Origin of the sequence: Streptomyces sp. YIM 121038 (assembly GCF_006088715.1) — a bacterium.
Classification (GTDB): domain Bacteria; phylum Actinomycetota; class Actinomycetes; order Streptomycetales; family Streptomycetaceae; genus Streptomyces.
The window spans coordinates 1,059,639-1,074,751 of record NZ_CP030771.1; the positions used below are offsets into that span (position 1 = coordinate 1,059,639).

At 73.4% G+C, this 15,113-nt stretch carries 1 protein-coding gene; it reads right to left on the reverse strand.

Annotated elements, in window-relative coordinates; genetic code table 11:
• Positions 1-16: 16 nt before the first annotated feature.
• Complete coding sequence (locus tag C9F11_RS04135; RefSeq protein WP_138957967.1) at positions 17-15,052, reverse strand: type I polyketide synthase; 15,036 nt, start codon at positions 15,050-15,052, stop codon at positions 17-19.
• Positions 15,053-15,113: the final 61 nt, after the last annotated feature.

A 15,113-nucleotide genomic window follows, 5' to 3' on the forward strand; every position in this document is an offset into this window, starting at 1 on the left:
AGGTGTGTTCATCAGCTCAGGACCTACCGAGTTGTTCGTCGAGCAGCGAGAGCAGCTCGTCCGCCGTGGCCGTGCGCGCGTCCGTGGCGGACTCGGCGGGTTCCGTGCGGGTGTGCGCCTCGTCCCACATGGACAGCAGCGCGCGGAGGCGGGCGCTGACGGCGGCGTTCTGCTCGTCGTCCGGCGTCAGGAGGGACAGTGCGGACTCCAGGCGGTCCAGCTCGGCGTCGATGGTCGGCGCCCCGCCGCCCGGCAGTTCGTCGAGGACGTGCGCGGCGAGCGCGGACGGCGTGGGGTGATCGAAGATGAGCGTCGCGGGCAGGCTCAGACCGGTGTGGGAGTTGAGGAGGTTGCGGAACTCGACCGCGGTGAGCGAGTCGAAGCCCAGCTCCTGGAAGGCCCGGCCGGGCTCCACCAGTTTGGTGCCGTCGTGGCCGAGGACGGCGGCGGCCTGCTCCCGTACCAGGTCGAGGACGGCGCGCTCGCGCTCGGGGCCGGAAAGGGCGGTGAGCCGGGCCGCCGTGTCGACGGGCGCGGCCGTCTCGGCGGTGGCCCGGTCGCGCTGCCCGCCGGACAGTTCCGCGAGGAGCGGGCTCGGCCGCACCGACGTGAAGCCCGCGGCGAAGACGTCCCAGTCGATGTCCGCCACCATCGCCGTCGGGTCGCCCTGGCGGACGGCCCGGTCGAGGGCGGCGATGGCCTGTCCGGGCTCCATCGGGGGCATGCCGCGGCGGCGCAGCTGGTCGCCGAGCGGCCCCTCGGCCATGCCGCCGCCGCCCCACGGCCCCCAGGCGACGGCGGTGGCGGGCAGGCCCGCGGCCGCGCGCCGGTCCGCGAGCGCCTCCAGGAAGGTGTTGGCGGCCGCGTAGTTGGCCTGCCCGGGGCCGCCGAGCGCGCCGGACGTCGAGGAGAACATGACGAACGTCGACAGGTCGTGCGCCCGGGTCAGTTCGTCCAGGTTGACGGCGGCGTCGACCTTCGGCCGCAGCACGGCGTGCAGGCGGTCCTCGGTGAGCGCGGACAGGACGCCGTCGTCCAGGACGCCCGCCGCGTGCACGACCCCGGTGAGCGGGTACTCGGCGGGCACCGAGGCCAGCAGGTCCGCCAGCGCGTCCCGGTCGGCCACGTCGCACGCGGCGATCGTGACGCGGGCGCCCAGCGCGGTCAGTTCCGCGCGCAGTTCCTCGGCTCCGTCGGCCTTCGGCCCGCGCCTGCTGGTCAGGAGCAGGTGCTCGGCGCCCTGCGCGATCAGCCACTTGGCGATGTGCGCGCCGAGGGCGCCGGTGCCGCCGGTGACCAGGACGGTGCCGGTGGGCGCCCAGTCCTTGGCGCGCCCGGCGGTGGCCCGCACGATCCTGCGGGCCACCACTCCGCCCGCGCGCAGCGCGACCTGGTCCTCCCCGGTCCCGCCGGACAGGACGCCCGCGAGGCGGGCGCCGGCGCGCTCGTCCAGGGTGTCGGGCAGGTCGACCAGGCCGCCCCAGCGCTCGGGGTGTTCCAGGCCGACGACCCGGCCGAGCCCCCACACCATCGCCTGGTCGGGCCGGACGGACGTGTCGGAGGTGCCCGTCGCGGCCCCGCCCCGCGTCGCGCACCACAGGGGCGCGGCGAGGCCGGTGTCGCCGAGGGCCTGGACCAGGGCGAGGGTCGCGGCGAGGCCGCCGGAGGGCAGCGCGGGGTCGAGCGCGAACAGCGACAGGACGCCCGCGACGGGTTCGCCGGTCGCCGTCCGGGCCGCGAGGGAGGCCCGGTCCACGGCCTCGCCGGTCCTGACCGGAAGGACCTTCGCGCCGTGCCTGCTCAGCGCGGCGGCGACGGGTTCCTCACCGGTGCCGTCCCGGCTGACCAGGAGCCAGGTGCCCGTGAGCGCCGCGGTGGGCTCGCTCACCGGCCGCCAGGCGACGCGGTAGCGCATCCGGTCGACCGCGGAGCTCTCGGCCTGCTCGCGCCGCCACGACGAGAGCCGGGGCAGCACGTCCCCGATCGGGTCGTCGGGGGAGACGGCCAGCTCGTCCGCGAGCTCACCGAGGTCTCCGTCCGCCACGGCGGCCCAGAACCGCGAGTCGACGGAACCGGTGACGTCCCCCGAAGGTGCGGCGGCCGGGGCGGGCCAGAACCGCCGGCGCCGGAAGGCGTAGGTGGGCAGGTCGACGTGCGTGCCGTCGGCGGTCAGTTCGGCCCAGTCGACGGCGGTGCCGAGCACGTGCAGCCTGCCCACAGCCATCACCAGCTCGGCCGCCTCGGGCCGGTCGCTCCGCAGCGCGGGCACGAACACGGCGTCGGCCGCGGTCTCCTGGCCGAGGGCCGTGAGCACCCCGCCGGGACCGATCTCCAGGAACACGTCCGCGCCCTGCGCCCGCAGCGTGCCGACGGCGTCGGCGAACCGCACGGACTCCCGTACGTGCCGCACCCAGTACTCCACGGATCCCAGTTCCGCCGCGGTGGCCTGGCCGCCCGTCAGCGTGGACACGATCGGCATCGTCGGCGCCTGGAAGTCCACGCCTTCCAGGACGCGGCGGAAGTCGTCGAGCATCGGTTCCATGAGCGGCGAGTGGAACGCGTGGCTGACCTTGAGCCGGGTCACCTTGCGCCCCGCCGCACGCCACCGCTCGCCCACCGCCTCCGCGTCGGCGGCGACTCCGGAAATCACCACCGACGTCGGCCCGTTCACCGCGGCGATGCCCACGGTCCCGGGCAGGTCCGCCGCGACTTCGGCCTCGGTCGCCTGGACCGCGATCATCGCGCCGCCCGCGGGCAACGCCTGCATGAGACGGCCCCGGGCCGACACCACGGCGGCGGCGTCCGCCAGTGACCACACGCCTGCCACGTGGGCGGCGGCCAGCTCGCCGATGGAGTGCCCCGCAAGCAGGTCGGGGCGCACCCCCCAGGACTCCAGGAGGCGGAACAGCGCCACTTCGACCGCGAACAGCGCGGGCTGCGTCACCCCGGTCTCGTTCAGCGCGTCGGCGTCGTCGCCGAACAGGACCTCCAGGAGGGGCCGTTCGGAGTGCGCGTCGAGGTGGCGGCGGACCTCGTCGAGCGCGTCGGCGAACACCGGGAAGCGCCCGTACAGTTCGCGTCCCATGCCGAGGCGCTGCGCGCCCTGTCCGGCGAACAGGAACGCCAGGCGGCGTCCCGCCGCGACGCCGGAGACCAGGCCGCTCGCGGCCCGCCCGTCGGCGAGCGCCTTGAGGGCCGTGAGCAGGCCTTCGCGGTCCTGCCCGACGACGACCGCCCGGTGGTCGAGGGCGGCCCGGGACCCCGCGAGCGTGGTGGCGACGTCGGGCAGGTCCAGCTCCGGGTGCGCCACGAGGTGGGCGCGCAGCCGGTCGGCCTGCGCCCGCAGCGCGTCGTCGCCCCGCCCGGAGAGGAGCACCGGCAGCGCGGACGTGTCCGGCGCGGGCCCGCTCGCCGACGTGCCGGGCGCGGGGGCCTCCGTGACGGGCGCCTGCTCGATCACGGCGTGCGCGTTGGTGCCGCTGAACCCGAAGGAGGACACGCCGAACCGGCGCGGCCTCGCGGCGTCCGGCCAGGGGCGGGCCTCGGTGAGGAGCTCCACGTCTCCGGTCGACCAGTCGACCTGCGGGGTGGGCTCGGCGACGTGCAGCGTCTTCGGCAGGACGCCGTGGCGCATCGCCATGACCATTTTGATGATGCCGCCGACACCGGCGGCGGCCTGGGTGTGGCCGATGTTCGACTTCAGCGACCCCAGCCACAGCGGCCGGTCCTCGGGCCGGTCCTGGCCGTAGGTGGCGAGGATCGCCTGCGCCTCGATCGGGTCGCCCAGCATCGTGCCGGTGCCGTGGGCCTCCATGACGTCCACGTCGGACGCGGTCAGGCCCGCGCTCGCCAGGGCCTGCCGGATCACGCGCTGCTGCGCCGGACCGTTCGGGGCGGTCAGGCCGTTGGACGCGCCGTCCTGGTTCACCGCGGAACCGCGTACGACGGCGAGCACCTGGTGGCCGTTGCGCCGGGCGTCGGAGAGCCGCTCAAGGACGAGCATGCCGACGCCCTCGCCCCAGCCTGTGCCGTCCGCGTCCGACGAGAACGGCTTGCACCGGCCGTCGGCGGACAGGCCGCGCTGGCGGCTGAAGTCCAGGAACGCGCCCGGCGTCGACATCACCGCGACGCCGCCCGCGAGGGCCATCGCGCACTCCCCCTGGCGCAGCGCCTGCGCGGCCAGGTGCAGGGCCACGAGCGACGACGAGCACGCGGTGTCCACCGTCACCGCGGGGCCCTCCAGGCCGAAGGTGTAGGACAGCCGGCCGGCCATGACGCTCGCCGCGTTGCCCGTGCCGATGTACCCCTCGACGCTCTCCCCGCTCACCACCAGCGCCGTGACGTAGTCCTGGATGCTGGTGCCCGCGAAGACGCCGATGTCGCGCCCCCGCACCGAGTTCGGGTCGATCCCGGCCCGCTCGAAGGCCTCCCAGGAGGTTTCGAGGAGCAGCCGCTGCTGCGGGTCCATCGCCAGGGCCTCGCGCGGCGAGATCCCGAAGAACGCCGAGTCGAACTGGTCGACGTCGTGCAGGAAGCCGCCCTCGCGGGTGTACGTGGTGCCCAGGTGGTCGGGGTCCGGGTCGTACAGCGCGTCCAGGTCCCAGCCGCGGTTGCCGGGGAACTCGCTGATGGCGTCGGTGCCGTCCAGGACGAGCCGCCACAGGTCCTCGGGCGAGTCGACCCCGCCGGGGTAGCGGCAGCTCATGCCGACGATCGCGATCGGCTCGTCCGTCACGTCCGCGACCGCGTGGGCGGGCGCCGCCGCGACGGGCGTGCCCGCCAGCTCGGCGCCGATGAACGCCACGAGCGCGGCGGGGGTCGGGTGGTCGAAGACGAGCGTGGCGGGCAGCCGCAGCTCGGTGGCCGTGTTGAGCCGGTCCCGGAACTCGACGGCGGTCAGCGAGTCGAAGCCGAGCTCCTTGAACGCCCGCTCGGGGGCGATGACTTGGGAGGAGCCGTGGCCCAGCACGGCGGCCACGTGGCCGAGCACCAGGTCGAGGAGCGCCTTCTCCCGCTCGGCTTCGGTGAGGCCCGCGAGGGACTGTGCGAGCGCGGAGCGGGCGGCCTCGGGTGCGGCGGTCCTGCGTGCCGTGCCGCGTACGAGACCGCGCAGGAGGTGCGGCACCGGCTGGGTACGCGCCTGGCGGCGCAGGGCCGGGAGGTCCAGCGGCATCGGAGCCACCGTGGCCCGTCCGGTGGAGCCCGCCGCGTCGAACAGGGCCAGGCCCTCCGCCGGGCCGATCGGGAGAGCGCCGTTGACCGCCGGTCGTACGTCGGCGCCGTCGGGGCTCTCGCCCGTACCACCCTGGGCGACCCACGGGCCCCAGGCGAGGGAGGTCGCGGGCAGGCCCTGGGCACGCCGGTGCTCGGCGAGCGCGTCCAGGAAGGTGCTGGCCGCCGCGTGGTTGCCCTGGCCGGTTCCGAAGACGCCCGAGGCCGAGGAGAAGAGCACGAACGCCGACAGCTCCAGACCGGAGGTCAGTTCGTGCAGGTGCCAGGCCGCGTCGGCCTTCGGCCGGAACACCGCGTCGATCCGCTCCGGCGTCAGCGAGGCGATCGTGCCGTCGTCCACCACGCCCGCCGTGTGCACCACGGCAGAGACCTGGTGCCCGGCGAGCAGGGCCGCCACCGCATCGCGGTCCGCTACGTCGCAGGCGGCGAGCACGACTTCGGCGCCCTGCGCGGTGAGTTCGTCGCGCAGGTCCTCGGTGGCCGCGTCAGGTCCGCTCACCAGGAGGAGGCTCCGTACGCCGCGCTCCGCGACCAGGTGGCGGGCGACCAGACCGCCCAGCGTGCCCGTCACGCCGGTCACCAGGACCGTGCCCGTACCGAAGCCCGGGTCGTCCACCGCGGACTGCGCCGCCCTGACCAGGCGAGGTGCACGGGCCTCGCCGGAACGCACCGCGAGCTGCGGCTCCCCCGTGGCCAGCACCGAAGGCAGCACCTCCAGCGAAGCCGCCTCATCATCCAGGTCGACCAGCACGATCCGGTCGGGATTCTCCGACTGAGCCGACCGCACCAGACCCCACACCGCGGCCTGCGCCAGATCCCCCACACCCTCATCAGGAACGGTGCTCACAGCTCCCCTGGTCACGAGGACCAGACGCACCGCCGCCAACCGCTCGTCGACGAGCCACCTCTGCACCACGTTCAACGCCCAGCACGCGGCCTCACGCGCACCCACCACCGGACCGGAAACGGAGTCCACCGGGCACGACAGCACAACGAAGTCCGACAGCTCGCCGTCCTGTGGCTGAGCCAGTGTCTCCAGATCGGACCACTGAGTCGTCGGTACGTCTCCGTCGGGCAGGGCGACCGGCGTCCAGCCGACGCCGAACAACGCGTCGCTCGGCTCGTTGCGCACGGCCTCGTCGGGCGCGGCCGGGCGCAGGACCAGCGAGCCGACCGTGGCCACGGGAGCACCCGCCCCATCAGCGATCGCCAGCGACACCCCGTCTGCCCGGGCGGGCGTCAGCCGCACCCGCAGCACGGTCGCCCCCGCAGCGTGCAGGCGCACACCCGACCACGAGAACGGCAGCCTGCCCGCCCCATCGGCCTCACCCATCAACCCGATGGCATGCAGCGCCGCATCAAGAAGCGCCGGATGCAGACCGTAGCCCTCCGTCTTCACGCCCTCTTCCGGCAGCGCGACTTCGGCGAACACCTCGTCGCCCGCGCGCCACGCGGCCCGCAGCCCCTGGAACACCGGTCCGTAGCCGAAGCCACCGTCGGCCATGGCCTCGTAGAACCCGTCCAGGTCCACGGCCTCCGCCCCGGCGGGCGGCCACGCGGCCAGGGAGACCCCGTCGGCAGGCCGACCCTCACGCAGCACGCCGCTGGCATGCCGGGTCCACGCGCGCGCCTCGTCCACCTCGCCGGTGCTGGAGTAGAGGGTCAACTCGCGCCTGCCCGCAGCGTCCTGGGCGCCGACCCACACCTGCACGCGCACCGAGCCGTCCCCGGGCAGCAGGAGAGGCGCCTCCAGCGTCAGCTCCTCCACCAGGTCACACCCGACCTGGTCCCCCGCACGCACCGCCAGCTCCACAAAGGCCGAACCCGGAAGCACCACCGAACCCATGACCTCGTGATCAGCCAGCCACGGGTGCGACTGCACCGACAACCGGCCCGTCAGCAACACACCATCCGTCCCGGCCAGCGCGACACTCGCACCCAGCAACGGATGCTCCGCAGCACCCAGACCCGCCGCCGACACATCCCCCACCGACGGCAGCACGTCCAGCCAGAAACGCTCCCGCTGGAACGCGTACGTCGGCAGGTCCACCCTCCGCCCACCACGACCGGCGAAGAACACCTCCCAGTCCACCCGCACGCCCCGGGCGCACAGCTGAGCCACCGCCGACACCAGCGCGGACTCCTCAGGACGATCGCCACGCAGCACCGGTACGAACCCGGCCTCCGGCGCGGACTCCCGCCCCAGGGCCGACAGCGTCCCACCAGGCCCGACCTCGACGAACGTGCCCACACCCTCGTCCACCAACACGCTGACCGCGTCGGCGAACCGCACCGACTCCCGCACGTGCCGGACCCAGTACTCCGGCGAGGCGAGGTCCTCAGCGCTCACCCGCGCACCCGTGAGCGTCGAAACGAGCGGAATCGCGGGCGCTTCGTACGAGACGCTCTCCAGCACGCGGCGGAACTCATCCAGCATCGGGTCCATCAGCGGCGAGTGGAACGCGTGGCTGACCGTGAGCCGGGTGACCTTGCGGCCCGCCGCACGCCAGCGCTCGCCCACCGCCTCCGCGTCAGCGACGACACCCGAAATCACCACCGAAGAAGGTCCGTTGACCGCCGCGACACCCACCGTCTCCGGCAGGTCCGAGGCAACCTCTTCCTCGGTCGCCTGGATCGCCACCATCGCACCACCCGACGGCAGCGCCTGCATCAGACCCGCACGCGCCGACACCACCTTCACCGCATCCGCCAGCGACCACACACCCGCAATGTGCGCGGCGGCCAACTCGCCAATGGAGTGACCCGCCAGCACATCCGGGCGCACCCCCCACGACTCCAGGAGACGGAACAGCGCCACCTCGACCGCGAACAACGCAGGCTGCGTCACCCCCGTCTCGTTCAGGGCAGCCGCGTCCTCACCGAACAAGACCTCGCGGACCTCGGGATCCAGGAGCGCCAGGACCTCGTCGAGGGCCTCGGCGAACACCGGGAATCTGCCCGCAAGTTCACGGCCCATGCCCAGGCGCTGCGACCCCTGGCCCGAGAACAGGAAGCCCACCCGGCCGGGCTCGTCGCCGACGCCCGCAACCGCAGCACCGGTCGTCCGCCCCTCGGCCACGGCCTCCAGCGCGGCCAGGAAATCCGGCCGGTCCGCAGCGACCACCACCGCGCGGTGCTCCAGCGCCGCCCGCGAGAACACCAGCGCGCGGCCCACGTCCGCCGCCGACAGGCCCGACGACGCCTCCACAAAGGACTTCAGCCGCGCGGCCTGCTCCCGCAGGGCTACCGGGCTCTTGGCCGACAACACCCACGGCACCACCGCACCCTCGGGCAGCGGCTCCGGAGCTTCCTCCCCCTCAGTGACTGGGGCCTGCTCGATGACGGCGTGCGCGTTCGTACCACTGAACCCGAACGACGACACACCAGCCCGCCACGGCCGATCCACCACCGGCCACGCACGCTCACCCGTCAACAACTCCACCGCACCCGCCGACCAGTCCACATGCGAGGACGGCTCATCCACATGCAGCGTGCGCGGCAGCACACCATGACGCATCGCCAGCACCATCTTCATCACACCCGCCACACCAGCGGCAGCCTGCGTGTGACCGATGTTCGACTTCACCGACCCCAACCACAACGGCCGGTCAGCAGGACGGTCCTGGCCATAAGTCGCAAGCAGCGCCTGCGCCTCAATCGGGTCACCCAACTTCGTACCCGTGCCATGCGCCTCCACCGCATCCACATCGGACGGAGACAGACCCGCACTCGCCAGCGCCTGACGGATGACGCGCTGCTGGGAGGGGCCGTTGGGAGCGGTCAGGCCGTTGGACGCGCCGTCCTGGTTCACCGCGGAACCGCGTACGACGGCGAGCACCTGGTGACCGTTGCGCTGCGCGTCCGACAGGCGCTCCACGACCAGCATGCCGACGCCCTCGCCCCAGCCGGTGCCGTCCGCGTCGTCGGAGAACGCCTTGCACCGGCCGTCCACCGAAAGCCCCCGCTGACGGCTGAACTCGATGAAGGCACCCGGCGTCGACATCACCGTCACACCGCCGACCAGTGCCAGTTCGCACTCGCCCGACCGGAGCGCCTGAGTCGCGAGATGGAGCGCGACGAGGGAGGACGAGCACGCCGTGTCCACCGTGACGGCGGGGCCCTCGAAACCGAAGGTGTAGGAGAGGCGGCCGGAGATGACGCTCGCCGAGATGCCCGTACCGGCGTAGCCCTCGACGGTCTCCCGCGCGGCCATCAGCAACGCCGCGTAGTCCTGGCCGTTCGTACCGACGAACACACCCGAGCGGCTGCCCCGCAGTGCGTTCGGGTCGATCCCGGCCCGCTCGAAGGCCTCCCACGACGTCTCCAGGAGCAGTCGCTGCTGGGGGTCCATCGCCAGGGCCTCACGCGGGGAGATCCCGAAGAACGCCGGGTCGAAGTCCGCGACGCGGTCGAGGAAGGCACCCATGCGGGAGTACGACGTTCCCGTGCCGTCGGGGTCGGGGTCGTAGAGCGCCTCCAGGTCCCAGCCACGGTCGGACGGGAACTCCGTCACGGCGTCGCCGCCCTCGGCGATCAGGCGCCACAGGTCCTCCGGGGACTCGACCCCGCCGGGGAAACGGCAGCTCATCGCGATGATCGCGATCGGCTCGTCGGTCACGCCCGGCGCCGCCGGCCCGCCGGACACGACGTCGACGACTCCGCCCAGGAGCTCGGCACCCAGATGTGCCGCGAGGGCGGCAGGCGTCGGGTAGTCGAAGACCAGTGTGGCGGGCAGGGCCAGCTCCGTCGCCGCGCCGAGGCGGTTGCGCAGCTCGACGGAGCTGAGCGAGTCGAAGCCGAGCTCCTTGAAGGCACGTTCGGGCGCGATCGCCTGGGCGGAGCTGTGCCCGAGCACGGCGGCCACGTGGCCGAGCACCAGGTCGAGCAGGGCGTTGTCCCGCTCGGCTGCGGTGAGGCCCGCGAGGGACTGTGCGAGCGCGGAGCGGGCGGCCTCGGGTGCGGCGGTCCTGCGTGCCGTGCCGCGTACGAGGCCGCGCAGGAGGTGCGGCACCGGCTGGGTACGCGCCTGGCGGTGCAGCACCGGCAGGTCCAGCGGCACCGGCGCGAGGAGGGCCCGTCCGGTGGAGCCCGCCGCGTCGAACAGGGTCAGGCCCTCGGCCACGCCGAGTGGCAGCACTCCGCTCCTCGCCATGCGTCGCACGTCGCCGTCGTCGAGGCCGCCCGCCATGCCGTCGGCCGTGTCCCACAGGCCCCAGGCGAGGGAGGTCGCGGGCAGGCCCTGGGCGCGGCGGTGCTCGGCGAGCGCGTCCAGGAAGGAGTTGGCGGCCGCGTAGTTGCCCTGCCCCGGGCCACCGAACACACCGGCCGCGGAGGAGAAGAGGACGAACGCGGAGAGGCCCAGGCCTGCGGTCAGTTCGTGCAGGTGCCAGGCCGCGTCGGCCTTCGGCCGGAACACCGTGTCGATCCGCTCCGGCGTCAGCGAGCCGATCACACCGTCGTCCAGCACGCCCGCCGTGTGCACCACGGCAGAGACCTGGTACTCGGCCAGCAGAGCCGCCACCGCATCGCGATCCGCGACGTCACAGGCCGCGAACATGACTTCGGCGCCCTGCGCGGTGAGTTCGTTACGCAGCTCCTCGGCGCCCTCGGCCGCCGCGCCACGACGGCTCACCAGGAGCAAGCTCCCTACGCCGCGCTCCGCGACCAGGTGCCGGGCGACCAGGCCGCCCAGCGTGCCCGTCGCGCCGGTCACCAGGACCGTGCCCGTACCGAAGCCGGGGTCGTCCACGACGGGCTGCGTGACCCGGGCCAGCCGGGGCATCCGGGCCTCGCCGGAACGCACCGCGAGCTGCGGCTCCCCCGTGGCCAGCGCGGCGGGCAGCACCTCCAGCGAAGCCGCTTCGTCGTCGAGGTCGACCAACACGATCCGGTCCGGGTTCTCCGACTGAGCCGACCGCACCAAACCCCACACCGCGGCCTGCGCCAGATCCCCCACACCCTCATCAGGAACGGTGCTCACAGCTCCCCTGGTCACGAGGACCAGACGCACCGCCGCCAACCGCTCGTCGACGAGCCACCTCTGCACCGCGTTCAACACCCAGCACGCCGCCTCACGCGCACCCACCACCGGACCGGACACGGAGTCCACCGGGCACGACAGCACAACGAAGTCCGGCAGCTCGCCATCCCGCGACCCGGCCAACGCCTCCAGATCCGACCACTCGACCCTCGGAGCATCGCCGTCAGACGCGGGTACCGACACCCAGTCGATGCCGAACAGCGCGTCCCGGTCCTGCCGCGTCAGCGTCTCCGGCACCGGGCCCAGCACCAGCGATTCGACTCCGGCGACGGGAGTGCCCGCCCCGTCGGCGACCGTCAGCGACACCGCGTCCGGCCCGGCGGGCGCCAACCGCACCCGAAGGGCCGTCGCCCCCGCAGCGTGCAGCCGCACGCCCGACCACGACACCGGCAGCCGAGCCGGATCACCGTCGCCGTCCGCCGCACCCACCACGTGCAGCGCCGCGTCGAGGAGCGCCGGATGCAGACCGTAGCCCTCGGCCTCCGCGTCCTCCGGCAGTGCGACCTCGGCGAACACCTCGTCGCCCGTGCGCCACGCGGCCCGCAGCCCCTGGAACACCGGCCCGTAGTGCACACCGCGACCGGCCACGCGGTCGTAGAACCCGTCCAGGTCCACGGCTTCCGCCCCGGCAGGCGGCCACGCGACCAGGGAAGCCTCGGCGGGGCGCCCGCCCTCGCTCAGCACGCCCACGGCATGCCGGGTCCAGGAACGCCCCTCGTCCGGTTCGCCCGCGCTGGAGTGGAGAGTCAGATCGCGCCTGCCCGAGGCGTCCTGGGCGCCGACCCACACCTGCACGCGCACCGAGCCGTCCCCGGGCAGCACCAGAGGCGCCTCCAGCGTCAGCTCCTCCACCAGGTCACACCCGACCTGGTCCCCCGCACGCACCGCCAGCTCCACAAAGGCCGAACCCGGCAGCACCACCGAACCCATGACCTCGTGATCAGCCAGCCACGGGTGCGACTGCACCGACAACCGGCCCGTCAGCAACACCCCATCCGTACCGGCCAGCGCGACACTCGCACCCAGCAACGGATGCTCCGCAGCCCCCAGACCCGCCGCCGACACATCCCCCACCGACGGCAGCACGTCCAGCCAGAAACGCTCCCGCTGGAACGCGTACGTCGGCAGGTCCACCCTCCGCCCACCACGACCGGCGAAGAAGGCCTCCCAGTCGAGCCGTACGCCCCGCGTGTACAGCTGTGCCACGGCCGACACCAGCGCGGGCTCCTCGGCCCGGTCGGCCCGCAGCACCGGCACGAACCCGGCCTCCGGTGCGGAGTCCTGTCCGAGGGCCGCCAGCGTCCCGCCAGGGCCGACCTCGACGAACGTGCCCACGCCCTCGTCCACCAGCGCACTTACGGCGTCGGCGAACCGTACGGACTCCCGCACGTGCCGGACCCAGTACTCCGGCGACGTCAACTCCTCGGAGCTTGCCGCCCTGCCCGTGAGGGTCGACACGATCGGGATCTCCGGAGCCGCGTACGACACGCTCTCCAGCACCCGGCGGAAGTCATCCAGCATCGGGTCCATCAGCGGCGAGTGGAAGGCGTGGCTGACGCGGAGCTTGGTGACCTTGCGGCCCGCCGCACGCCACCGCTCACCCACCGCCTCCGCGTCAGCGGCGACACCCGAAATCACCACCGAAGAGGGGCCGTTGACCGCCGCGATACCCACCGTCTCCGGCAGGTCCGCAGCGACCTCGGTCTCCGTCGCCTGGATCGCCACCATGGCACCGCCTGCGGGCAGCGCCTGCATCAGACCCGCACGCGCCGACACCACCTTCACCGCGTCCGCCAGCGACCACACACCCGACACGTGCGCGGCGGCCAACTCGCCGATCGAGTGGCCCGCCAGCAGGTCGGGGCGCACACCCCACGACTCCAGGAGACGGAACAGGGCCACCTCGACCGCGAACAGCGCGGGCTGCGTCACCCCCGTCTCGTGCAGCGCGTCCGCGTCCTCACCGAACAGGACCTCGCGGACCTGCGGAGCGAACTCCGCGAGCACCTGTTCCAAGGCCTCGGCGAACACCGGGAACCGGTCGGCCAACTCCCGCCCCATGCGCAGGCGTTGTGAGCCCTGGCCCGAGAACAGGAAGCCCAGCAGGCCCTTGGCGACGGTCCCGGTGAGGGCTCCCGCCGTCTGTGTGCCCTCGGCCACAGCGGTCAGAGCGGTCAGCCGGGTTTCCGGGTCGTCCGCGATGACGACCGCGCGGTGGTCGAAGGACGCTCGCGTCGTGGCGAGGGAGAGACCGACGTCCACGGGGTGCAGTCCGGTCACGCCCGAGCGGAGCCGCTCGGCCTGCTCCCGCAACGCCTCGGCGCTCCGGGCCGAGAGCACCCACGGCACCACGCCGTCCGCCGGACCGGGCGCCGCTTCGGGAGCGGACTCCTCGGCGTCGGGGGCCTGTTCGATGATGGTGTGCGCGTTGGTGCCGCTCACGCCGAACGACGACACGCCCGCGCGCCGCGGACGGCCCGTCTCCGGCCACGCCTTGGCCTCCGTCAGGAGCTCCACGGCGCCCGCCGACCAGTCCACGTGTGTGGAGGGCTCACTCACGTGCAGGGTGCGCGGCAGCACGCCGTGGCGCATCGCCATGACCATCTTGATGACACCGGCGACACCGGCGGCGGCCTGGGTGTGACCGAGGTTGGACTTCACGGAGCCGAGCCACAGCGGGTGTTCGGTCCGGTCCTGGCCGTAGGTGGCGAGGAGCGCCTGGGCCTCGATGGGGTCACCGAGGGTGGTGCCGGTGCCGTGGGCCTCGACCGCGTCCACATCGGTGGCGGTCAGGCCTCCGCTCGCCAGGGCCTGGCGGATGACGCGCTGCTGGGAGGGGCCGTTGGGAGCGGTCAGGCCGTTGGACGCGCCGTCCTGGTTCACCGCTGAACCGCGTACGACGGCGAGGATCTGGTGACCGTTGCGCTGCGCGTCGGAGAGGCGCTCGACCAGGAGCATGCCGACGCCCTCGCCCCAGCCGGTGCCGTCGGCACTGTCGGAGAACGCCTTGCACCGGCCGTCGGAAGCGAGGCCGCGCTGGCGGCTGAACTCGATGAAGGCACCGGGCGTCGACATCACCGTCACACCACCCGCGAGCGCCAACTCGCACTCGCCCGACCGGAGCGCCTGAGTCGCGAGATGGAGCGCGACGAGGGAGGACGAGCACGCCGTGTCCACCGTGACGGCGGGGCCCTCGAAACCGAAGGTGTAGGAGAGGCGGCCGGAGATGACGCTCGCCGAGATGCCCGTACCGGCGTAGCCCTCGACGGTCTCCTGTGCGGCCATCAGCAACGCCGCGTAGTCCTGGCCGTTCGTACCGACGAACACACCCGAGCGGCTGCCCCGTAACGCGTTCGGGTCGATGCCCGCGCGTTCGAAGACCTCCCAGGAGGTTTCGAGGAGGAGGCGCTGCTGCGGGTCCATGGCGAGGGCCTCGCGCGGGGATATCCCGAAGAAGCCCGCGTCGAACCGCATCGCCTCGTGCAGGAATCCACCCTCACGCGCGTAGGTGGTGCCCGAGTGGTCGGGGTCGGCGTCGTACAGCGACTCCACGTCCCAGCCCCGGTCGGCCGGGAACCCGGACACCGCGTCCGCACCGGACTCGACGAGGCGCCACAGGTCGTCCGGCGACTCGACCCCGCCGGGGAAGCGGCAGCTCATGCCGACGATCGCGATCGGCTCGCTGTCCTTCTCCTCGACCTCGCGGAGCCGTTGCTTGGTCTGCCTCAGGTCCGCGGTCAGGCGCTTCAGGTAGTCGAGGACTTTGTCGTCGGTCGACATGTGCTTGCTGCCCCTTTGGGTGAGATTCCGTACCCGTGCTGATGAGGGTCCGTGCCGGATG